Here is a 21,862-nt window from a genome sequence, read left to right on the forward strand (position 1 = left end):
CTTTGAAGGTTTTGTTGCCGCGCACCATGCGCCGGCCGTCTCTGCCCCGCAGGCCCCAAGCATGCCCTTGCCACCGCCGGATTGTCCTCGCCAGCCGCTGCACACGCGTTCCATACGCGTGCAGTCGTATGCGCGCGATGACGGCAACTGGGACCTGGAGGCCGAACTCATCGACGTCAAGGCGTACGATTTCCCCAAGCGCGACGGCGAGATGTTCAAGGCGGGGCAACCCATCCACCATATGCACCTGCGCATCACCATCGATGGCGATTTCACCATCGTGGCGGCGCAGGCCGTCTATGATGCCGCGCCTTACGGCGAGCATTGCATGGCCATCGAATCCGCCTACGCTGACCTGATCGGCATGAACCTGCTCAAGGGGTTCCGCCGCCAGGTCAAGGAGCGCTTCGGCCATGTCGAGGGCTGTACGCACATGACCGAACTGTCGCAGGTGCTTCCCACCGCGGCGGTGCAGACCATGGCCAACCGCCGGCGGCAGGAAAGCAACCCGAACCGGCGTCCATTCCAACTGGACGGCTGTCATGCCCTGAGCACCGACGGCCCGGTGGTGGCTGAGCACTATCCCAAGTGGTACACCGGGGGCAGCGCTGAGGCATCGGCCGATTCGACCTCCGATTCACCTTCTCTTTCTCATACGTCCTGACAGGTAACACATGAAAATCCACGAGTATCAAGGCAAGGAACTGCTGAAGCAATTTGGCATCCCGGTGCCGCGCGGGATCCCCGCTCTTTCCGTCGACGAGGCCGTGGCTGCCGCTGAAAAGCTGGGTGGACCGGTCTGGGTCGTCAAGGCACAGATCCACGCGGGCGGCCGCGGCAAGGGCGGCGGCGTGAAGCTGGCGCGCTCGCTGGACGACGTGCGCAAGCTCGCCTCCGAAATCCTGGGCATGCAGCTGGTCACGCACCAGACCGGCCCGGAAGGCCAGAAGGTCCGCCGCCTGTACATCGAAGACGGCGCCGACATCCAGAAGGAATACTACGTGTCGCTGGTCACCGACCGCGCCACCCAGAAGGTCGCCTTCATCGCCTCCAGCGAAGGCGGCATGGACATCGAGGAAGTGGCCCACTCCACCCCCGAGAAGATCGTCACCGAATACATCGACCCGCTGACCGGTCTGTCCGCCGAGCAAGCCACCAAGATCGCCAACGCGATCGGCCTGCCCGCCGACTCGACCGCCCAGGCCGTGGACGTGTTCCAGAAGCTCTACAAGTGCTACATGGACACCGACGCCTCGCTGGTCGAAATCAACCCCCTGAACCGCGACAGCAAGGGCAACATCATCGCCCTGGACGCCAAGTTCAACTTCGACTCCAATGCCCTGTTCCGCCATCCGGAAATCGTCGCCTACCGCGACCTGGACGAAGAAGATCCGGCTGAAATCGAAGCCTCGAAGTTCGACCTGGCCTACATCCAGCTCGACGGCAACATCGGCTGCCTGGTGAACGGCGCCGGCCTGGCCATGGCCACCATGGACACCATCAAGCTGTTCGGCGGCGAGCCGGCCAACTTCCTGGACGTCGGCGGCGGCGCCACGGCCGAGAAGGTCACGGAAGCCTTCAAGATCATGCTCAAGAACAAGAGCGTGAAGGCCATCCTGGTCAACATCTTCGGCGGCATCATGCGCTGCGACGTCATCGCCGAAGGCGTGATCGCCGCTTGCAAGGCCGTCAACCTGAACGTGCCGCTGGTCGTGCGCATGAAGGGCACCAACGAAGAACTCGGCAAGAAGATGCTGGCCGAGTCGGGCCTGCCGATCATCAGCGCCGACACGATGGCCGAAGCCGCCACCCGCGTCGTCGCCGCCGTCAAGTAAAGAGAAAAAATCCAAGGATTCACAAATGTCGATTCTGATCAACAAGGACACCAAGGTCATCACCCAGGGCATCACGGGCAAGACCGGTCAGTTCCACACTCGCATGTGCCGCGAGTACGCCAATGGCAAAGCCGCCTTCGTGGCCGGCGTGAACCCCAAGAAGGCCGGTGAGGACTTCGAAGGCGTGCCGATCTTCGCGTCGGTCAAGGACGCCAAGGCCGATACCGGCGCCACCGTGTCGGTCATCTACGTGCCGCCCGCCGGCGCTGCCGCCGCCATCTGGGAAGCCGTCGAGGCCGAACTGGATCTGGTGATCTGCATCACCGAAGGCATCCCGGTCCGCGACATGCTGGAAGTCAAGAACCGCATGAAGGCCAAGGGCAGCAAGACGCTGCTGCTGGGCCCGAACTGCCCCGGCCTGATCACCCCGGACGAAATCAAGATCGGCATCATGCCCGGTCACATCCACCGCAAGGGCCGCATCGGCATCGTCAGCCGCTCGGGCACCCTGACGTACGAAGCCGTGGCGCAAGTCACCGAGCTGGGCCTGGGTCAATCCAGCGCCGTCGGCATCGGTGGCGACCCCATCAACGGCCTCAAGCACGTCGACGTCCTGAAGATGTTCAATGACGATCCCGACACCGACGCCGTCATCATGATCGGCGAAATCGGCGGCCCGGACGAAGTCAACGCCGCCCAGTGGGCCAAGGACAACATGAAGAAGCCGGTCGTCGGCTTCATCGCCGGTGTCACCGCCCCTCCCGGAAAGCGCATGGGCCACGCCGGCGCGCTGATCTCCGGCGGCGCCGACACGGCCGACGCCAAGCTGGAAGTCATGGAAGCCTGCGGCATCCGCACCACGCGCAACCCCTCCGAAATGGGCAAGCTGCTCAAGTCGGTGCTGTAAGGTTGTCAGCCTGACCCAAAAGGCCCGCTTCGGCGGGCCTTTTTCTTGCCCGCTCACCGCAGGGCCTAGGGGAAATCCCGCGTCCATGATGCGGCCGGGTGAAACATACGGAAAGCTGAACGAAACTATAATGAAAGAAATTCTGCACGTACCCAGCAAGAATGCCGTCGGGCTCGCACCAAGACGGTCAGTACGTCTTTTTGTCTTTTCCACCCATTCATTTGGTTTGTCCTAGGGGGATCACGTCCTAGGAAAGAGAGGTATGGAACTCAGTTCAGCGGCATTCTGGTTAGCGTTGCTCCAGATCATTTGGGTCAACATTCTGCTGTCGGGCGACAACGCCGTGGTAATTGCGCTGGCCGCGCGCTCGCTGCCTCCGGCGCAGCAAAAGAAAGCGATCGTGATCGGCTCTGCCGCCGCGATCATCATGCGTATCGTGCTGACGCTGGTCGCCGCCAAGCTGCTGATGCTGCCGTGGCTCAAGCTTATCGGCGCGTTGCTGCTGGTCTACATCGGCGTGACGCTGCTGTTGCCCGAAGGCGAAGAAGAGGGCGATGGCAAGACCCACGGCAATCTGCTGACCGCAATCCGCACTATCATGATTGCCGACCTCGTGATGAGCCTGGACAACGTGGTGGCCGTGGCCGCCGCGGCCATGGGCGACACGACCCTGCTGGTGCTGGGCCTGGCGATCAGTATTCCGCTGGTCATTTTCGGCAGCACGCTGCTGCTCAAGGTCATCGAGCGCTTCCCCCTCATTGTCTGGGTGGGCGCGGCGCTGCTCGGGTTCATCGCCGGCGAACTGCTGGTGGGCGATCCGGCCCTGCAGGAGCCGGTGGCGCGCATCGACGCGGCCCTGGGCGTGACGCAGCACAGTTTCGCCCTCATGACCGGCGCGATGGGTGCGCTGCTGGTCCTGGCAATTGGCAAAGTTTTGTTGATGCGCCAGAAAGCTGACTGAAAGCTGAACTACAATAATATGTTGTTTTGAATGGGCCCGCCCGCGCCAGGCGCGCGGCGGGCTGGCCGGCACGGGGCCGGCCTTTATTTTGATAAATGCCTTCGGGGGTTCAAATTGCTTGAGTTTTTCCAGACGCTGAGTTGGGCAGCGGTATTCCAGATCATCCTCATCGACATCCTGCTCGGTGGCGACAACGCGGTGGTGATCGCGCTGGCGTGCCGCAACCTGGAGCCCAAGCAACGCATGCAGGGCATCCTGTGGGGCACCGCCGGCGCCATCCTGCTGCGCGTGGTCCTGATCGCCTTCGCGCTGACCCTGCTGTCGATCCCGTTCCTGAAGGTGGTGGGCGGCGCATTGCTGGTGTGGATCGGCGTCAAGCTGCTGATCCCCGAAGACGACGCCCATGGCAACGTGAAGGGCGGGACGTCCATCATCAGCGCCATCAAGACCATCATCATCGCGGACTTCGTGATGAGCCTGGACAACGTCATCGCCATTGCCGGCGCCGCCCAGAACGCTCACGCCGATCACCAGATCGGCCTGGTGATCTTCGGCCTGGTCGTGAGCGTGCCCATCATCATCTGGGGCAGCACGCTGGTCCTGAAGCTGATCGACCGCTACCCGCTGGTGGTGACCTTCGGCGCGGCGTTGCTGGGCTGGATCGCGGGCGGCATGCTGGTTACGGACGTGTTTGTCGAAAGTCAATTCGGCGTCCAGCCCACTGCGGTTAAAATCGGCGTAGAAATCTTCGGCGCCTTGCTCGTTGTTGTCCTTGGACGGTGGCTGGCAAGCCGCAAAACCGCCTCCAAGGAATCCGTACATGAGTCTGCGTAGATCCGCCGATCCCCAGCAATCCGAATCAGGCCTGAGCCTCCTGCAGGGCCTGTTCGTGCTGGCCATCCTCGGGGTCGTGGCGACGGTCATCGTCTCCAACTTCGTTTGATGGCGCGACGTGTCGCTACCGCAACGCTTGGTCATCGCGACCCGCGCCAGCCGGCTTGCCCTGTGGCAAGCCGAGCATGTGCGCGATCGGCTGCGCACGCTGTATCCGGCGTGCGCGGTTGAGCTTCTCACCCTGACGACCCGAGGCGACCAGATCCTCCACCGCACCCTCTCCAAGGTGGGTGGCAAGGGACTCTTCGTCAAGGAACTCGAAACCGCCTTGCTCGACGGCCGCGCCGATCTGGCCGTGCATTGCCTGAAGGACATGCCGGTCGACATGCAGGCCCCGTTCGAGCTGTGCGCGGTGCTCGATCGCGCCGATCCGCGCGACGCCTTTGTCTCCAACCGCTACGCCACGCTGGCCGACCTGCCGGCCGGCGCGGTCGTCGGCACCTCCAGCCTGCGCCGCGAATCGCAGATCCGCGCGCGCTATCCGCAGTTGGTGGTCAAGCCGCTGCGCGGCAACCTCGACACCCGCCTGGGCAAGCTCGATCGCGGTGAATACGACGCCATCGTGCTGGCCGCGGCCGGCCTGAACCGGCTCGGCCTGACCGACCGCATCAGCAGCCTGCTCGATCCCGCCGAAAGCCTGCCGGCGGCAGGACAGGGCGCGCTGACCATCGAAATCCGTGACGATCGCGACGATATGCGCGCCTGGCTGGCGCCGCTGAATGACGCGGGCGCCACGTCGATTTCGCTGGCCGAGCGCGCCGTGTCGCGCCGGCTGGGCGGTTCCTGTCAGGTGCCGCTGGCGGCCTACGCTGAAATCGCCGATGACACCCTGACGCTGCGCGCATTGGTGGCGTCGCCCGATGGCACGCGCATGCTGCGTGCCCACGGCAGCGGCCCGGTGGCCCAGGCCCAGGCGATCGGCGAGGCGGTCGCCGCCGAGCTGTTCGACGCCGGCGCCCAGGCCATCCTCGACGAACTGCAGCAAGACGCCGCCCCCGAGTGATGGAAAGGGCCGCCGCCCGAGCGTCGCGCGTGGCCGTGCTGACACGGCCCGCGGGCCGCAATGAGGCGCTGGCCGACCGTCTGCGTGCCGCCGGCTGGACGCCTTGCGTCCTGCCGGCGCTTGCCATCCATGCCTTGCCGGTGGCCGCGGACGACCTGCCGCGGCCGGCCGACCATGACATGGTGGTGTTCGTCAGCGGCAATGCCGCCCGACAGTACCTGGACCAGCTGGCGCGCGTCGGAGCCTGCACGGCCTGGCCGCGGCAGGTGGTCGTCGCCACGGTCGGGCCGGCCAGCGCGGCGGGGCTGCGGGAAATGCCGTGTTTTGGCGCGAATACAACAGTTCTGCACCCTGGGGACGAGGCCGCCAGCCATGACTCCGAAGCCCTCTGGGAGGTCCTTCGCGGGCTGCCACGGGCTCCCGCCCGGGTTCTGCTGGTCCGCGGCACGCAGGGGCGTGACTGGCTGGGCGAAAAATTGGCGGCGCATGGCGTTGTCGTGACACGTCATGCGGCCTATGCGCGGTCTCCCGCGCAATGGGACGAATCCGAGCTGTCGCGCCTGCGGCGCTGGGCCGCGGAAGGCGTTTTCCCCACCTGGCTCATCACCAGCGGGGAGGGCGCGGACGCGGTGCGCGCACAACTGCGGGCCGCGGGGCTGGCCGCCTGGTGGCAGCGCTGCAGCTTCGTCCTGACCCATCCCTCGCTCGGCGCCCGCGTGCCCGCACCGGCCGGTGGAGCCGGGCAGCAGGCAATGGTAAAAATCTGCATGCCCAACGACGAGTCGATTTTCCAGGCTTTTGTTGCTGCTTGATTCGTTGCTTCGGACTGACACCGAATACAATCGCGTCATGACAGACAAGACTCCCGCTACCGATCCGGCCGTTCACCCGGCCGCCCCGGGCGCCAGCGCGCCCGCATCGGCCCCGGCCGATTCCGTCAAGGCCCGTCCGGCCAAGCGCGGCAGTGGCCCCCTGGTCACCGCCCTGATCATCGTCATCCTGCTGGCCGTCGGCCTGGGATACGCGCTGTGGCAACAGCGTACCCAGTTCGTCGCCGCCGGCCGCGAGGTCGCCTCGCGCCTCGATACGCTGACCGCCGACGTGGCGCAGGCGCGCAAGGACGCGCGCGAAGCGCTGGCGCTGGCGCAAGCTCAGGCCGGTCGCCTGGGCGACCTCGAAGAAAGCGTGCGCGAGACCCAGAGCCAGTACAACGCCCTGCAACAGGCCTGGCAGAACTTCAACGACAGCGCCAGCGACGAACTGCTGGCCAACGACGTCGAGCGCCTGCTGACCATCGGCAGCCAGCAGTTGCGCCTGGCCGGCAACGTCTCCAACGCCATCGTCGCGCTGGAAACGGCGCAGGCGCGGCTGGCCCGCGCCGACCGTCCGCGCTTCTCCAGCCTGCAGCAAGCCATCAATGGCGACCTGGACCGCCTGCGCGCCGTGTCCACCGTGGACATCCCCGCCCAATCGGCGCGGATCGAGCGCCTGACCGCCTTGGTCGGCAAGGCGCCGCTGCTGGTGCCGGACGCTGCCGCGCCCGGTATCGCCGCCGCCGGCGACGCCCGTCCCGCGGCCCCGGCTCCGGTCGTGGCCGACCCACAGGCCGCCTTGCCGGCCGATGCGCCCTGGTGGCAACGCTGGCGCGCCGAAGTGGCGTCCTGGCCTGGCCGTGCCGGTTCGGCGCTGGCGCATGAACTGGGCGGCCTGATCACCATCCAGCGCGTGGACGAACCCGCGGCGCTGCTGTTGTCGCCGGAACAGGCCGACCAGGTGCGCGGCACGCTGCGCCAGCGTCTGCTGACCGTGCAACTGGCCATGTTGATGCGCCAGCCCGCGGTCTGGAAGAGCGAACTCGACAACGTCGGCACCACGCTGGCCAAGTACTTCGACAACCGCTCACCGGACACGGTCGCGGCCCAGAACCTGGCCCGCGAACTGGCGCAGACGGACATCGCCGTGCGCATGCCGGACGTCTCCGACAGCCTGAACGCCGTGGCCGCCCTGCGCGCCGCCGGCTTCAAGACCACCGACCAGGACTAGGCCCATGCGTACCTGGTTCTGGACCCTGCTGCTTGCCGTCATCGCCGTCGCCCTGGCGGTGGTGCTGCGTTCCCATTCCGGCAATGTCCTGCTGCTGGTGTGGCCGTGGCGCATCTCCATGTCGCTGACGCTGGCCGTGCTGTTGATCGTGGCGGCCTTCGTGGTGCTGTACGTGGGCCTGCGCCTGCTGGCCTGGCTGCTGGCGATTCCCGATCGCGTCCGCGCCTGGCGCGGCAAGCGCGCGCAGGCGCGTGATCACGAATTGCTCGAACGCGGCTGGATCGGCCTGCTGGAAGGCCGCTATTCCCATGCCGAGAAAGACCTGACCCGCCTGCTCGACCAGACCAAGGTGCAGACCCGCCGTGTGCTGGCCGCCTTGTCCGCCGCGCGCGCGGCGCATGGCCTGGGTGAATTCGACCGCCGTGACCGCCTGTTGGCCGTGGCCCAGGAACATGCCGGCGCCGAGCCGGGCCTGGTGGAGGCCACCGCCACGGTGTCGGCCGACATGCTGCTCGACCAGGGCCGCGCCGAACGCGCGCTGGCGGTGCTGGCGCCGCTGGCCGACGGCGGCGCGCGTCATTTGCATACCATGCGCCTGCTGCTGCGCGCCCACACGGCCCTGCATCATGACGAGCAGGTCTTCACGCTGGCGCGCGGCCTGCTGCGCCGCAATGCGCTGGCGCGCAGCGAAGGCGACCAACTGATCGACGCGGCCGGCGCGGCGCGCCTGCGCGCGGGTGCGGCCAATGACGCCTGGCGCGCCATCTGGAAAGACCTGAAGGCCGAAGAGCGCCTGCTGCCGGAAATCGCGCTGGCCGGCGCCTCCGCCTTCGAGGCGGCGGGCGAGGCCAACGAGGCCGCCAAGGTGCTGGAAGCCGCCATCGCCGTGAAATTCAATCCCGCCCTGGTGGCTGCCTACGCCCGTTGTGATGCCGGGCAGGTCTCGCGTCGCCTGGCCAAGGCCGAGACCTGGCTGCAGCAGCGTCCCACCGACCCCGATCTGCTGACCGCGCTGGGCATGCTGTGCCTGAACGGCCAGCTGTGGGGCCAGGCCGAGCGCTACCTGCTGCGCAGCCTGTCGCGCCGCAGCGACGCGCAGACGCACGCGCTGCTGGGCAGCCTGTACGACCGCCTCGATCGGCCGGCCGACGCGGTGCGCCACTGGCGCCTGGCGACGGCCGCCAGCATGGCGCTGCCGGTGCTGGCCGCGGACGCGGCGCTGCCGGCCGCGGATACCGGATCGGATCCCTACCACGTCGACGCCGAGGGCGGCTACGCGGTGGGGCTATCGGATGGCGACGCCGAGATCGGCGGCGACTATCCCGCGTTGCCGCCCGCCGTGGCGGCATCGGCGTCCGACTACGTGCTGGATCCGGATGCCCGCGCCAGCAAGGAGCAGCAGGCCCGCGCCCTGGCGCCCGAAGACGCGCCGGTCGTCGGCGGCAGCACCTCCGACATCGACGAGTATTTCGACAGCGCGCCCATTCCCGCGGCGGCTTTCGACAATCCCGTGCCGACCTATACGCCGGCCACGCCGGCCGCCCCCAAGCCGGCCGCGCCGCCCGCCGTGCCGGTGCCGACCACCAAGCCGCCGTTCAAGGACGACGGTTCGCTTTGATCCTCTTTTCAGACTGACAAGGTTCCATCATGAGTTATGACCGCGTGCCCCCCGGCAAGAAGCTGCCGGAAGACTTCAACGTCATCATCGAAATCCCCATGAACGCCGACCCGGTGAAGTACGAGGTCGACAAGGAATCGGGCGCGATCTTCGTCGACCGCTTCATGCTGACGGCCATGCACTACCCGTGCAACTATGGCTACATCCCGCAGACCCTGTCGGAAGATGGCGACCCCGCCGACGTGCTGGTGCTGACCCCGTTCCCGATCCAGATCGGCGCCGTGGTGCGCTGCCGCGCCATCGGCGTGCTGGAAATGGACGATGAGTCCGGCGGCGACGCCAAGCTGCTGGCCGTGCCGATCGAAAAGCTGTACCCCCCGTACCGCAACATCAAGTCCTACGAGGACCTGCCGGCCGAAGACACCGCCCGTATCCAGCATTTCTTCGAGCACTACAAGGACCTGGAAAAGGGCAAGTGGGTCAAGGTCAAGGGCTGGAAGGGCGTCGACGCCGCCCACGAGGAAATCACCAAGAGCGCCGAGCGCTACAACAAGGCCTGATCAGGCCTTGCCACGCCGCGCCGGTGTCGCACCGGCGGGCGTCTTCAGGCGGCGCGGCCGCGACGGCATGATGCCGATCGCTGCCGCGCCGTTGTCTTGCAGGCCCTGCAGATTCTGCGTCACCTGCGCCGCCGCGGCCTGGATGCGTTCCTGCAGTAGCGCCAGCCGCTTGGCCGGGGTGCGCGCCTCGGCGGCGATGAACACCAGGCTGCCCACCACCTTCTGGTCCGGCGTGAAGATGGCCGAACCGATCCCCATCAACCCCGGGTCGACCTCGCCGTGCGACACGCACACGCCGGCCGCCCGCAATTGCTTGAGGTTGGCGCGGAACGCATCCCAGTCCTCGCCCAGCCCGGCCTCGCGGATTTCGGCGGCATGCCACAGCATCAGGTTGCGCAGCTGGTAGGGCGGCAGGTTGGCCAGGATGGGCTTGGCGGTGGCGCCGCGGAACATCGGGAAGGGGCGACCGCGGGCGTAGCTGGATTCGATCGAATGGTCGGTCCAGTAGCGGTCCACGCACATGACCTTGTCGCCGTAATAGCTGCACAGCATCAGGTTGGCGTTGAGTTCGTCGCCGGCGGCGCGCATGACGTCGCGCGCCGCGCGCATCAGCGGATCGTGCCGGCGCAGGTGCCGGTCCAGCTCGATGATGCGCGAGCCGAGCACGTAGGCGCCGCCCGCGGTGGGCGCAAGCAGCCCGCTTTCGGTCAGCGACTTGAGATAGCGGTAGGCGGTGGCGCGCGAGCACTCCAGATGCGCCATGACGTCCTCCTGGAAGGCGGCGGTGGTGTCGTCGCGGAAGAGGTCGAGGATGGACAACATGCGATCGGGAGTGCTCATTGCTGCTGACGCGCCTAGTGAATGTGGAAGCCGCCGTTGACGTCGACCACGATGCCGGTTGAGTAGGAGGACAGGTCCGAGGCCAGGAACAGAATGGCCTGCGCCACTTCGGCCGGAGAGCCGAAGCGTTGCAGCGGAATGCCCTGTTTGAGTTCTTGTTCCCAATTTTCGCCGAATTTGCCGAGCGTCATGTCGGTCTCGATGATGCCCGGCGCCACGCAGTTGGCGCGCACCCCGCGAGGCCCCAGTTCGCGCGCCAGCGCCTTGGTGAAACTGATCACGCCGCCCTTGGACGCGGCATAGTGCGATCCGCCCAGCAGGCCGCCGCCGCGCAGTGCGGCCGTGGAGCCCAGGTTGACGATGGCGGGGCCGCGTCCGCTCTCGAACAGATGGGGCAGGGCGGCGCGGGTGACGTTGTAGGTGCCGGTCAGGTTGACGTCGAGCATGCGGCGGAACTCGTCCTCGGGCAGGTCCCAGATGCGGGTGGCGGCGACGATGCCGGCGTTGTTCACCAGCAGGTCTATGCCGCCCAGCGCCTGCGCCGCCCGCGCCACGGCCTGCTCGCAGGAGGCGCCGCTCGACACGTCGCAGTGCAGGTTGACGCGGCCGCCGACCAGCGCGGCGTCGGCGCCGGCCGGGTAGTCGCGGTCCAGCACCGCCACGCTGGCGCCCTGCGCCAGGAACTGCGCGACGATGGCCGCGCCGATGCCACGGGGGTTGGCGCCCCCCGTGACCACGGCGCGCTTGCCGGCCAGCAGTCCGAGTGAGCCGCCGCTCATGGCTTCACCAGCGCGCAGCCGCCCTGGTCCAGCGGACGGAACGCCTGTTCGGCGGGAATCTTGCGCACCAGCTTGTAGTAGTCCCAGTCGCGCTTGGATTCCGACGGCTTCTTCACCTGGAACAGGTACAGGTCGCGCATCACGCGGCCATCCTCGCGGATGCGGCCGTTCTCGGTCATGAAGTCGTTGATGGGGGTGTCATGCATCTTCTTGAGCACCGCCTCGGACGCATCGGTGCCGGCGGCCTTGACCGCGTTCAGGTAGTGCATGGCGGCGCTGTAGTTGCTGGCTTGCACCATCGAGGGCATGCGCCCGGTGCGCTTGAAGTAGCGTTCGGACCATTGCCGCGCCTTGTCGTCCTGGTCCCAGTAGAACGGCTCGACCAGGTTCAGCCCCTGCGCGTATTCCAGCCCGACGCTGCGCACGTCGACGATGCTCATGAAGAGCGCGGCCACGCGCTGCTTGCTGCCCATGATGCCGAACTCGAAGGCCTGCTTGATGCTGTTGATGGTGTCGCCGCTGCCGTTGGCCAGGCCGATCACCTGGGCCTTGGAGGCCTGCGCCTGCAGCAGGAATGACGAGAAATCGGCGCTGGCGATGGGGTGGCGCACGCTGCCCACGACCTGGCCGCCCTTGGCCTTGACCACCGCCATGGCGTCGCGTTCGAGCGAATGGCCGAAGGCATAGTCTGAGGTGATGAAGTACCAGCTCTTGCCGCCGTCCTCCATGACGCCGCTGGCCACGCCGGTGGCGTAGGCGTAAGTGTCGTAGGTCCAGTGCATGCCGTTGGGCGAGCACGCCTTGCCGGTCAGGTCGGCTGAGCCGGCGCTGGTGAAGATCACCACGCGCTTCATCTGGCGGGTCAGGTCCTGCACCGCCAGGGCGATGGCGGAGTTGGGCACGTCCAGGATCAGGTCGACCTTTTCGTTCTCGTACCAGCGCCGCGCGATCGAGACGCCGATGTCCACCTTGTTCTGGTGGTCGGCGGACACCACCTCGATGGGTTTGCCCAGCACCGTGCCGCCGAAATCCTCGACGGCCATCTTCACGGCCTCGACGCCGAACTTGCCGGACAGGTCGGCCATCATGCCAGACTGGTCGCCCAGCACGCCGATCTTGACGACGTCGTCGGACACCTGTGCCTGGGCCGACAGTGAAACGGCGCCCAGCGCGCAGGCGGCCAGGCAATGCTTGAAACGGATCTTCATGGGTTTGTCTCCTCGGGGGCTTGTATCTTGGCGCGCCATCCTGTGCCGGGCGGTCGCGCGGGTCTTACCGGGGTGCGCCTGTTCCGGCGTCTATTCCAGCGTCTGGCCGGCGTAGGCGTCGATGAACAGATTGGGTTTCAGGAAGAAGCTCAGCACCAGCGCGCCGTGCGGCGCCCGCGCCACGTGGCGGTTGCCGCGCGGGCGCCAGACGTAGTCGCCGGCGCGCACTTCGCCTTCGGCATCGACGATCGAGCCTTCCAGCACGTAGGTCTGCTCGACCTCGACGTGCTCGTGCAGCGGCAGCTCGGTGCCCGGCTGCCAGCGGAACAGGGCGGTCAGCAGGCCGGACTCCTTGTCCTGCATCAGTACCTTCATGTCGATGCCTGCCACTTGCGTGGGTTTCCAGGGCAATTCATCCACTTTCAAAAAGCGCGATGCCAGCGGCGGCAGCGCGTTGGCCGCAGGGCAGCCAGGGGTTTCGAGGGCCATGATGTCTCCTAGCCAAAACTCGTTATGGAAGAAAAACTAAAAATCTTGTTATTGAGTGTTTAAAAATAGTCGCGTATATTGAGATTTATGTCAATCACGTTCTCCAGCAAGGAAAGCGGAGCGACACGGGCCGGGCCAGGGCGCGGCGACCTTCAGGAGCCAATCCCGAAGGTCGCCCGGCGAGAGATCCGGCGCCTATAAAACAAGGAGACAAGCTTGAATCAGGACTATCTGGGCCAGGCCTTCGGGCTGGCCGGGCGCACCGCGCTGGTGACGGGGGCCGCGCGCGGGCTGGGCTATGCGATTGCCGCCGGCCTGGGCCGGGCGGGCGCGCGCGTGATCATCAACGATCTGTCGCAGGCCGCCTGCGATGGCGCCTGCGAACAATTGGCCGCGGCCGGCATCACGGCGCGTAGCGCGGTGTTCGACGTGGCCGACGGCGCCGCCGTGGCGGCGGCCGTCGCGCAGCTGGAAGCCGATGGCGTGGCCATCGACGTGCTGGTCAGCAATGCCGGCAACCAGAACCGCAAGCCGGTGGTCGAGATGACTCCGGCCGAGTGGCAGGCGCTGCAGAACGTCCACGTCAACGGCGCCTTCCATTGCGCCCGCGCGGTGCTGCCCGCCATGACGGCGCGCGGCTTCGGCCGCATCGTGCTGATGTCGTCGGTCGCGGGCCAGGCGACCATGCCGAATATCGCGGCCTACGCCACCGCCAAGGGCGCGATCGCGGCGTTCACCCGCGCGCTGGCGGTCGAGTATGGCGGCCAGGGCATCACCTGCAACGCATTGGCGCCGGGCTTCGTGCGCACCGACTTCACCCAGGGGCTGCAGGACAATCCGCAGTTCCAGTCGTTCCTGTCGACGGCGGTGCCGGTGGGGCGCTGGGCCACGCCCGAAGACATCGCGCCGGCGGTGGTGTACCTGGCCTCGCCGGGCGCCGCGTTCGTCAACGGCCACGTGCTGGCCATCGACGGCGGCCTGCTGGCCCGCATGTAGGAGGACGGCCATGAGCACCCAAGCGGTTCTGTCCGCCCAGGGGCTGGTCAAGCGGTTCGGCGGCTTCAATGCCGTCGACGGCGTGTCCCTGGCCCTGCGGGAAGGTTCCATCCATGCCTTGATCGGCCCCAATGGCGCCGGCAAGACCACCTGCTTCAATCTGCTGACCAAGTTCCTGACGCCCGACCTGGGCACGATCCACTACCGCGGCCGCGACATCACCGCGCTGGCGCCGGAGCAGATCGCGCGCCTGGGCATCGTGCGCTCGTTCCAGATCTCGGCGGTGTTCCTGGGGCTGACCGTGCTGCAGAACATGCGCGTGGCGCTGATGCGCCAGCATGGCGACGGCATGCGGTTCTGGCGCAGCCGCCGCAGCGTCGATCGGCTCAACGACCAGGGCCTGGCCCTGCTGGAGGCCGTCGGCCTGGCGGGCCTGGCCGACACCACGGCGGCGCTGCTGCCCTACGGCCGCAAGCGCGCGCTGGAAATCGCCATGACGCTGGCCCTGGAACCCGAAGTGATGCTGCTGGACGAGCCGATGGCCGGCCTCGGCCAGGAAGATGTGGCCCGTATCGCGGCGCTGATCCGCCGGGTCTCGCCCAATCGCAGCATCCTGATGGTGGAGCACAACCTGTCGGTGGTGGCGGACCTGTCCGATTCCATCACGGTGCTGGCGCGTGGCGCGGTGCTGGCGCAGGGCGACTACGCCACGGTGTCGCGCGACGAGCGCGTCATTACCGCCTACATGGGCGCCGACGAGGGAGACGACTGATGCTGTCGATCAAGGACCTCAACGCCTGGTATGGCGAATCGCATGTGCTGCACGGCGTCGACATCGAGGTGCGGCGCGGCGAGCTGGTCACGATCCTGGGCCGCAATGGCGCCGGCAAGACCACCACGCTGCGCGCCGTCATGGGCATCCTGGAAAAGCGCCGCGGCTCGATCCGGCTCAATGGCCAGGAAACCGTGGGCATGGCGCCGCACCGCATCCCGCGCCTGGGCGTGGTGTATTGCCCGGAGGAACGCGCGGTGTTCCGCAGCCTGGACGTGACCGAGAACCTGATGCTGCCGCCGCGCCTGGCCGACGGCGGCATGTCGCTGGACGAGATCTACACCCTGTTTCCCAACCTGCGCGAACGCAGCGGCAGCTCCGGTGGCAACCTGTCCGGCGGCGAGCAGCAGATGCGGCCATCGCGCGAATCCTGCGCACTGGCGCCCAGCTGATCCTGCTGGACGAGCCCACCGAAGGATTGGCGCCGGTGATCGTGCAGCAGATCGGGCAGGCCATCCGCACGCTCAAGGAGCGCGGCTTCACCATCGTGCTGGTCGAGCAGAATTTCCGCTTCGCCACCAAGGTGGCCGACCGCCACTACGTGATGGAGCATGGCCGCGTGGTCGACCAGTTGTCGGCGCAAGAGGCGCGCAACGATCCCGGGCGGATCGCGCGCCGCCTGGGTGTCTGAGGGGGAGAATCCTGTGTTCGAAATTTTCGGCGTGCCGTCCACGGCACTGTTCGGCCAGCTCCTGCTCGGCCTGATCAACGGTTCGTTCTACGCCTTGCTCTCGATCGGGCTGGCGGTGATCTTCGGTCTGTTGAACATCATCAACTTCGCCCATGGCGCGCAGTACACGGCGGGCGCGTTCCTGGCCTGGATGCTGCTGAACTACCTGGGGGTGAACTACTGGGCCGCGCTGGTGCTGGTGCCGCTCATCATGGCGGCGTTCGCCATCGTGGTCGAGCGCGTGCTGATCTCGCGCACCTACCGCATGGACCATCTGTACGGGCTGCTGCTGACCTTCGGGTTGGCCTTGCTGATCGAGGGCGGGCTGCGCCAGGCCTATGGGGTGTCGGGGCTGCCCTACACCATCCCCAAGGCGCTGACCGGCGGGGTCAACCTGGGTTTCATGTTTCTGCCCTGGTATCGCGGCTGGGCGGTGGTGGTGTCGCTGGTGCTGTGCCTGGCGGTGTGGGTGCTGATCGAGAAGACCCGGGTCGGCGCCATGCTGCGCGCGGCCACCGAGAACCCGACCATCGTGCGCTCGTTCGGCATCAACGTGCCGCTGCTGATCACGCTGACCTACGCGCTGGGCGTGGCGCTGGCCTCGGTGGCGGGCGTGATCGCCGCGCCCATCTACCAGGTCAGCCCGATGATGGGCTCGAACCTGGTGGTGGTGGTGTTCGCCGTGGTCGTGATCGGCGGCATGGGCTCGATCATGGGCGCCATCGTCAGTGGCTTCGGACTGGGCATCATCGAGGGGCTGACCAAGGTGTTCTACCCGGAGGCCGCCAACCTGGCGATCTTCATCATCATGGTGCTGGTGCTGCTGTGCAAGCCGGCCGGCCTGTTCGGCAAGCCGCTGCAGGTGCAGAACGTGCTGGCGGCCGAAGCCACGCGCGAGCCGGTGCAGCTGGGCCGCCGCGCCATGCGCTGGTGCATGGCAGGCCTGGCCGTGGTGGCGCTGGCCGCGCCCTGGTTCGTCTATCCCACCTTCCTGATGAAGGTGCTGTGTTTCGCGCTGTTCGCCGCCGCCTTCAACCTGCTGGTGGGCTATGTCGGCCTGCTGTCGTTCGGCCATGCGGCCTTCTTTGGCGCGGCGGCCTACGCCACCGGCATCGTCATGAAGTTGCTGGGCGCCACGCCCGAACTGGGCCTGCTGGCCGGCGTGCTGACCGGCGGCCTGCTGGGGCTGGTATTCGGCGCCATTGCGATCCGGCGCCAGGGCATCTACTTCGCCATGATCACGCTGGCGTTGTCGCAACTGGTGTACTTCATCGCGGTGCAGGCGGGTTTCACCGGCGGCGAGGACGGCCTGCAGAGCGTGCCGCGCGGCAAGCTGTTCGGCCTGTTCGACCTGGACAGCGTGATGCCGATGTACTACTTCACGCTGGCGGTGTTCGCCCTGGGTTACGCCTTCGTGCTGCGGGTGCTGAACTCACCCTTCGGCGAGGTGATCCGCTCGGTGCGCGACAACGAGCAGCGCGCGCGTTCGCTGGGCTATTCGACCTCGCGCTACAAGCTGCTGGCCTTCACGCTGTCTGCCGCGGTCGCGGGGCTGGCCGGCGGGCTCAAGGTGCTGGTGTTCGGCGTGGCTTCGCTGACCGACGTGCATTGGCACGCCAACGGCGAAGTGGTGCTGATGGCGCTGCTGGGCGGCATCGGCACGGTGTTCGGGCCGCTTGCCGGCGCGTTCACCTTCGTCTCGCTGCAGAATTACCTGGCGCCGCTGGGTTCCTGGGTATTGATCGTGCAAGGCGCCATTTTCATCCTCTGCGTCCTGCTGTTCCGCGACGGCATCATGGGACTGGTGTCCCGCGCCTGGCTGGCCGTCGCCCGTTCGAAAAAGGAGTCCTGATGTTCCTGCATGTCGTGATGCTGCAATTGTCCGGCGCCGCCGATGCGCGCTTCCATGACCGGGTGCAGGGGTACTGCGACCGCATCCTGGCCGAATGCGACGGGGTGGCCGGCTACGCCTTCCGGCCCAATCTGGCCAGCCGCGCGGACGGCCTGACCCACGCCGTGGTGGCGGCTTTCACCGATGCCGCCGCCCACGACCGCTACCAGGTGTCGCCTGCCCACCAGGAAATGAAGGCCTACATGGCGGATTTCATTGAACGCCTGGTGGTGTTCGACGGGGAAATCCCTACAATTTCCTGAATATTCGCGTTCCCGGAAAGGGATACACTCGCGGATGATTTTTGCCATCGGACCGTCCCACCCGTCATAGGTTGATAGATCATGGACTACGTATTGCCTCCCCAGCCGCTGACCGCGGTTCCCGTTGCCGGCAGCGCCGCGTTGTTCCCGGTGCGCCGCGTCTACTGCGTCGGCCGCAACTACGCCGAGCACGCCAAGGAAATGGGCTTCACCGGCCGTGAAGATCCGTTCTTCTTCTGCAAGCCCGCCGACGCGGTGCTGAGCGTGGCCGACGGCGAGACGGGCAAGATGCCGTACCCGTCCAAGACCTCCAACCTGCACTACGAAATGGAACTGGTGGTGGTGCTGGGCAAGGGCGGCCGCGACATCCCCGTTGAAGAAGCCAACGACTGCGTCTGGGGCTATGCCCTGGGCCTGGACATGACGCGCCGCGACCTGCAGGGCGAGATGAAGAAGCAGGGCCGTCCCTGGGAAGTGGGCAAGGCCTTCGACCTGTCGGCGCCGCTGGGCCCGATCCATCCGCGCAGCGTGGTCGGCACGCTCGACAAGGGCGCCATCTGGCTCGACGTGAACGGCCAGCGCAAGCAGGCCAGCGATATCTCCCAGATGATCTGGAACGTGCCGGAAAGCATCGCCTACCTGTCGGGCCTGTTCGAGCTGCAACCGGGCGACATCATCTTCACGGGCACGCCGGAAGGCGTGGGCGCCGTGGTGCAGGGCGATGTCATCACCGGCGGCGTGGAAGGCCTGGGCGAACTCCGCGTCCAGATCGTTTAAAGTACGCCCCGGAACCGTTTCTTCACTTCAGGAGCGCCAGCATGCGCAGCAAGATCGTGCTGACCGCCTTCGTCGTGTTCGGCTTCGTACTCGCCGGTTGCAATACCGTGGCGGGCATGGGCAAGGACATGTCGCGGGCCGGCAACGCCATCACCAACGCCGCCGACAAATAATCGTCCGGCCCCGGTGATAAAAAAGCCCCTTGATCGCTCAAGGGGCTTTTTCTTTGGAGACGCCGTCCCGGGGAGGCAGCGTCCGCCCACGGCGGTGGGCGCGGCGTGGAGACTCACCCGCGAGGGTTCACAGCACGTCTCCGGCGTAGTCCGCCAGGCGCGAGCGTTCGCCGCGCTGCAAGGTCACGTGGCCCGAATGCGGCCAGCCCTTGAAGCGGTCGACCACGAACGTCAGGCCCGAGCTGCCTTCGGTCAGGTAGGGGGTGTCGATCTGGGCGATGTTGCCCAGGCAGATCACCTTGGTGCCGGGGCCGGCGCGGGTCACCAGCGTCTTCATCTGCTTGGGCGTCAGGTTCTGGGCCTCGTCGATGATCAGGTACTTGTTCAGGAAGGTGCGCCCGCGCATGAAGTTCAGCGACTTGACCTTGATGCGCGAACGGATCAGGTCCATGGTGGCGGCGCGCCCCCAGTCGCCATTGCCTTCGCCTTCGCCCATGTTCAGCACGTCGAGGTTGTCTTCCAGCGCGCCCATCCAGGGCAGCATCTTTTCTTCCTCGGTGCCGGGCAGAAAGCCGATGTCTTCGCCGACGGGCACCGTGACGCGGGTCATGATGATCTCGGTGTAGCGCTTGGTTTCCAGCACCTGGGTGATGCCGGCCGCCAGCGCCAGCAGCGTCTTGCCCGTGCCCGCCTGGCCCAGCAGCGACACGAAGTCGCATTCCGGGTTCATCAGCAGGTTCATGGCGAAGTTCTGCTCGCGGTTGCGCGCGGTGATGCCCCAGACGTTGTTCTTGCCGTGGGTGTAGTCACGCAGCGTCGCCAGCACCGCCATCTTGCCGCTGACCTCGCGCACCTGGGCATACAGGGGCATCTGGCCTTCGAAGTAGACGAACTGGTTGACCACGAACTGCGAACACAAGGGGCCGTGGATGCGGTAGAAGGTGGTGCCGCCCTGTTGCCAGGATTCGACGTCCTTGCCGTGCTTGTTCCAGAAGTCCTCGGGCAGCTGCATCACGCCCGAGTACATCAGGTCCGAGTCTTCCAGGACGTGGTCGTTGAAGTAGTCTTCCGCGGCCATGCCCAGCGCGCGCGCCTTCAGGCGCATGTTGATGTCCTTGGACACCAGCACGACTTCGCGCTGCGGGTATTTTTCCTGCAAGGCCCGCACCACGCCCAGGATCTGGTTGTCGGCCTTGCCCATGGGCAGGTCCGACGGCAGGGTGCTGTGGATGGCGGTGGTCTGGAACATCAGGCGCCCGGTGGCGTCCTTGTTGCCCAGCTTGGCCAGCTCCAGGCCGTCTTCGAGTTGGGTCGCGTCCTGCACCAGCGCGTCGAGCGAGCGGCTGACCTGGCGGGCATTGCGCGCCACTTCCGACATGCCCTTTTTCTGGTGGTCCAGCTCTTCGAGCGTCATCATCGGCAGGAAGATGTCGTGCTCTTCGAAGCGGAACAGCGAGCTGGGGTCGTGCAGCAGCACGTTGGTGTCCAGCACGAACAGCTTGCGCGGGGCGTTCTGGGCACGCGCCTTGGCGCGCTTGGCCGGGGCCGGCGCGGGTTTGGCCTGGCGGGCCTGGGGGCGCGGCGCCGGCGCGGCGGGCGGCGGGGGGGGAACCTGGCGGGCCGGGATCTGCGCCTTGCGGGCCGGCGAGCCGATACCGTCGAGTTCGGGCTGGACCAGCAGCTCGTCCTCGTCGTCTTCGGCCAGGACGGCCTGGGTATTGGTATTGGACCGCGCAGCGGCGGTCTTGGTCGTGCGGGCCTGCGCCCGGGCGTTATCGCCCGAGGGGAAGGTCAGGATGGCTGCGGGGCGGGTGGGCAACTTCGGAAGCGGCATATGCGTCACTCTCCAGTATGGGCCGGCTATGGCACCTGACGGGTATTCCTGTGCACGGCTAACCGATGCTCTTGGCGGCCTGCAGGACTTCCTTGGCGTGGCCCGGGACCTTCACCCCGCGCCACTCCTGCACCAGCACGCCATAAGCGTCGATCAGAAAGGTGCTGCGCTCGATGCCGCGCACCTGCTTGCCGTACATGTTCTTCTGCTTGATGACGCCGTACAGGTTGCACACGGTTTCGTCGGCGTCGGAGATGAGAGGGAAAGGAAGCTCGTACTTGGCCTTGAAGTTCTCGTGCGACTTCAGCGAATCGCGCGAGATTCCGACCACCACGGCGCTGGCCGACAGGAAGTCGGCGTGCAGGTCGCGGAAATCCTGGCTCTCGGTGGTGCAGCCAGGGGTGTTGTCCTTGGGGTAGAAATACAGGATCACGGCGCGACCCTGGCACTGCTCCAGGCTGATCGGCCCGATGGTGCTTTCAGCGGTGAACAGCGGGGCGGGCTTGCCGATGATGGGCATCATCATGTCTGGGGGTCTCCGTTGGGGGGGATGAGGGCGACGACCACGCGCCGGCCCTCCGCCATCAGGATGTTGTACGTGCGCGAGGCGGCGTGGGTGTCCATGATTTCGACGCCGATGCCGGCCGCCAACAGGGGACGCAGCACCTCGGGGCGCAGGAACTGTTGCCGGCCGCCCGTGCCGACCAGCAGCACTTCCGGCGCATTGGCCGGGCGGCTGGGGGTGGCTTCGGGTTCGTCCAGGAACGCCAACGGGTCGCGGACGGGTTCGGACAATCCGGCCGCCTGGCGCAAGAGGGTGGGGGTGATGTCGGCCGGCGACTGAACGGGCCAAGGGGTAACTTCGCCTTCGGGGCCAAAAGCGACCGAGGAGGAAAAACGTACCTGGTTGACCTCGATATAGCCATCACCATAAGCGGTGACGGTGTTCAGGGCGGCCGTCGCAGGATCGGTATGCAGCTTCAATAAATACTCCGGCTTTATGGTTCCGATAATAGCGCATCAGGATGGCCGTATGTTGCAAAGGGAATACCCCCACGCTTGACTCGTTGCGCTCGCGCTCCGCCCCCCCGCGGGGGTTGCCCGCCCTTGGGGCGGCCCGGCGGGCGGGCGGGCATTTTCGCCACCAAATTCGCCATCAAGCAGGCCCTATTTTTGTTCCATTTGCCGCCCGGGCGTCCTTGCGCTAGATTACAGGGTTTTGCTGCGCCGCAAACCTGCGCTGGCGCGGCTTTTGAGCCCGTTTCCCCTTCGCGCGCCCGCGCCCTGGA

At 66.7% G+C, this 21,862-nt stretch carries 24 protein-coding genes and 1 pseudogene; 18 read left to right on the forward strand and 7 right to left on the reverse strand.

Annotated features, from left to right (window positions below; translation table 11 throughout):
* Positions 1-61: 61 nt before the first annotated feature.
* From ACUTAG_RS24065 to ppa, 11 genes are all read left to right on the forward strand, one after another.
* Positions 62-664: a DUF2889 domain-containing protein gene (locus tag ACUTAG_RS24065; RefSeq protein ID WP_006388408.1), complete on the forward strand. Its 603-nt coding sequence runs from the start codon at positions 62-64 to the stop codon at positions 662-664.
* A 10-nt stretch (positions 665-674) separates the two neighbouring features.
* Entirely contained in the window at positions 675-1,835 is a 1,161-nt protein-coding gene (gene sucC / locus ACUTAG_RS24070; RefSeq protein WP_006388409.1) for an ADP-forming succinate--CoA ligase subunit beta, read from the forward strand.
* Positions 1,836-1,860: 25 nt separating this feature from the next.
* A complete protein-coding gene (gene sucD, locus ACUTAG_RS24075) occupies positions 1,861-2,742 on the forward strand; it encodes a succinate--CoA ligase subunit alpha (RefSeq protein ID WP_006388410.1) in 882 nt (293 codons plus the stop codon).
* Positions 2,743-3,004: 262 nt separating this feature from the next.
* Positions 3,005-3,703 carry a TerC family protein gene (locus tag ACUTAG_RS24080; RefSeq protein WP_006388411.1) on the forward strand — a complete coding sequence of 233 codons (699 nt, stop codon included), beginning with the start codon at positions 3,005-3,007 and terminating at the stop codon, positions 3,701-3,703.
* Positions 3,704-3,817: 114 nt separating this feature from the next.
* Complete coding sequence (locus ACUTAG_RS24085; protein ID WP_006388412.1) at positions 3,818-4,537, forward strand: TerC family protein; 720 nt, start codon at positions 3,818-3,820, stop codon at positions 4,535-4,537.
* Complete coding sequence (locus ACUTAG_RS24090) at positions 4,524-4,646, forward strand: hypothetical protein (RefSeq protein WP_020924500.1); 123 nt, start codon at positions 4,524-4,526, stop codon at positions 4,644-4,646. The genes ACUTAG_RS24085 and ACUTAG_RS24090 overlap by 14 nt, the downstream gene beginning before the upstream one ends.
* A 9-nt stretch (positions 4,647-4,655) precedes the next feature.
* Positions 4,656-5,600 (forward strand): hydroxymethylbilane synthase, encoded by a 945-nt coding sequence (hemC, locus tag ACUTAG_RS24095; protein ID WP_058664049.1) that lies wholly within the window; start codon positions 4,656-4,658, stop codon positions 5,598-5,600.
* Positions 5,600-6,412 carry a uroporphyrinogen-III synthase gene (locus ACUTAG_RS24100; RefSeq protein WP_446650369.1) on the forward strand — a complete coding sequence of 271 codons (813 nt, stop codon included), beginning with the start codon at positions 5,600-5,602 and terminating at the stop codon, positions 6,410-6,412. The genes hemC and ACUTAG_RS24100 overlap by 1 nt, the downstream gene beginning before the upstream one ends.
* Positions 6,413-6,449: 37 nt before the next feature.
* A complete protein-coding gene (locus tag ACUTAG_RS24105; protein ID WP_102964839.1) occupies positions 6,450-7,643 on the forward strand; it encodes a uroporphyrinogen-III C-methyltransferase in 1,194 nt (397 codons plus the stop codon).
* Between the two features lie 4 nt (positions 7,644-7,647).
* Positions 7,648-9,261, forward strand: coding sequence for a heme biosynthesis HemY N-terminal domain-containing protein (locus tag ACUTAG_RS24110; RefSeq protein WP_026383143.1), 1,614 nt, complete (start codon positions 7,648-7,650; stop codon positions 9,259-9,261).
* Positions 9,262-9,290: 29 nt separating this feature from the next.
* Positions 9,291-9,821, forward strand: coding sequence for an inorganic diphosphatase (gene ppa / locus ACUTAG_RS24115; RefSeq protein WP_006388417.1), 531 nt, complete (start codon positions 9,291-9,293; stop codon positions 9,819-9,821).
* Here ppa and ACUTAG_RS24120 read toward each other — a convergent pair whose 3' ends face one another.
* The 4 genes from ACUTAG_RS24120 to ACUTAG_RS24135 all read right to left on the reverse strand — a co-directional run bounded on the left by ACUTAG_RS24120 (position 9,822) and on the right by ACUTAG_RS24135 (position 13,137).
* Positions 9,822-10,661 (reverse strand): IclR family transcriptional regulator, encoded by an 840-nt coding sequence (locus ACUTAG_RS24120; RefSeq protein WP_006388418.1) that lies wholly within the window; start codon positions 10,659-10,661, stop codon positions 9,822-9,824.
* 14 nt (positions 10,662-10,675) lie between these two features.
* A complete protein-coding gene (locus ACUTAG_RS24125) occupies positions 10,676-11,440 on the reverse strand; it encodes an SDR family NAD(P)-dependent oxidoreductase (protein ID WP_020924494.1) in 765 nt (254 codons plus the stop codon).
* Entirely contained in the window at positions 11,437-12,648 is a 1,212-nt protein-coding gene (locus ACUTAG_RS24130) for an ABC transporter substrate-binding protein (protein WP_020924493.1), read from the reverse strand. The genes ACUTAG_RS24125 and ACUTAG_RS24130 overlap by 4 nt, the downstream gene beginning before the upstream one ends.
* 90 nt (positions 12,649-12,738) lie before the next feature.
* A complete protein-coding gene (locus ACUTAG_RS24135) occupies positions 12,739-13,137 on the reverse strand; it encodes a cupin domain-containing protein (RefSeq protein ID WP_006388421.1) in 399 nt (132 codons plus the stop codon).
* 216 nt (positions 13,138-13,353) lie between these two features.
* Here ACUTAG_RS24135 and ACUTAG_RS24140 point away from each other — a divergent pair, with 216 nt between their 5' ends.
* The 7 genes and pseudogenes from ACUTAG_RS24140 (at position 13,354) to ACUTAG_RS24170 (ending at position 18,739) form a co-directional block, all read left to right on the forward strand.
* Positions 13,354-14,133 carry an SDR family NAD(P)-dependent oxidoreductase gene (locus ACUTAG_RS24140; RefSeq protein WP_054506917.1) on the forward strand — a complete coding sequence of 260 codons (780 nt, stop codon included), beginning with the start codon at positions 13,354-13,356 and terminating at the stop codon, positions 14,131-14,133.
* A 10-nt stretch (positions 14,134-14,143) separates the two neighbouring features.
* Positions 14,144-14,905, forward strand: a complete 762-nt coding sequence (locus tag ACUTAG_RS24145) for an ABC transporter ATP-binding protein (protein ID WP_058664051.1) — start codon at positions 14,144-14,146, stop codon at positions 14,903-14,905.
* A pseudogene (locus ACUTAG_RS24150) lies at positions 14,905-15,596 on the forward strand (ABC transporter ATP-binding protein). The gene ACUTAG_RS24145 and the pseudogene ACUTAG_RS24150 overlap by 1 nt, the downstream one beginning before the upstream one ends.
* A 13-nt stretch (positions 15,597-15,609) precedes the next feature.
* Positions 15,610-17,487 carry an ABC transporter permease gene (locus ACUTAG_RS24155; protein ID WP_047992301.1) on the forward strand — a complete coding sequence of 626 codons (1,878 nt, stop codon included), beginning with the start codon at positions 15,610-15,612 and terminating at the stop codon, positions 17,485-17,487.
* A complete protein-coding gene (locus ACUTAG_RS24160; protein ID WP_020924489.1) occupies positions 17,487-17,789 on the forward strand; it encodes a Dabb family protein in 303 nt (100 codons plus the stop codon). Before ACUTAG_RS24155 ends, ACUTAG_RS24160 begins: the two co-directional genes overlap by 1 nt.
* A gap of 81 nt (positions 17,790-17,870) precedes the next feature.
* Positions 17,871-18,566, forward strand: coding sequence for a fumarylacetoacetate hydrolase family protein (locus ACUTAG_RS24165; protein WP_020924488.1), 696 nt, complete (start codon positions 17,871-17,873; stop codon positions 18,564-18,566).
* A gap of 41 nt (positions 18,567-18,607) precedes the next feature.
* Positions 18,608-18,739: an entericidin A/B family lipoprotein gene (locus ACUTAG_RS24170; protein WP_006388428.1), complete on the forward strand. Its 132-nt coding sequence runs from the start codon at positions 18,608-18,610 to the stop codon at positions 18,737-18,739.
* Positions 18,740-18,866: 127 nt separating this feature from the next.
* Here the strand turns inward: ACUTAG_RS24170 and ACUTAG_RS24175 are convergent, their stop codons facing one another.
* Genes ACUTAG_RS24175 through ACUTAG_RS24185 form a run of 3 tightly spaced genes read right to left on the reverse strand, consistent with a single transcriptional unit; the run spans position 18,867 to position 21,557 of the window.
* Entirely contained in the window at positions 18,867-20,573 is a 1,707-nt protein-coding gene (locus tag ACUTAG_RS24175; protein ID WP_024068242.1) for a PhoH family protein, read from the reverse strand.
* 58 nt (positions 20,574-20,631) lie between these two features.
* Entirely contained in the window at positions 20,632-21,096 is a 465-nt protein-coding gene (locus tag ACUTAG_RS24180) for a peroxiredoxin (protein ID WP_006388430.1), read from the reverse strand.
* Positions 21,096-21,557, reverse strand: a complete 462-nt coding sequence (locus tag ACUTAG_RS24185) for an Mth938-like domain-containing protein (RefSeq protein ID WP_006388431.1) — start codon at positions 21,555-21,557, stop codon at positions 21,096-21,098. Before ACUTAG_RS24185 ends, ACUTAG_RS24180 begins: the two co-directional genes overlap by 1 nt.
* Positions 21,558-21,862 lie beyond the last annotated feature (305 nt).

It is taken from the genome of Achromobacter sp. CSND-B12 (assembly GCF_052906545.1).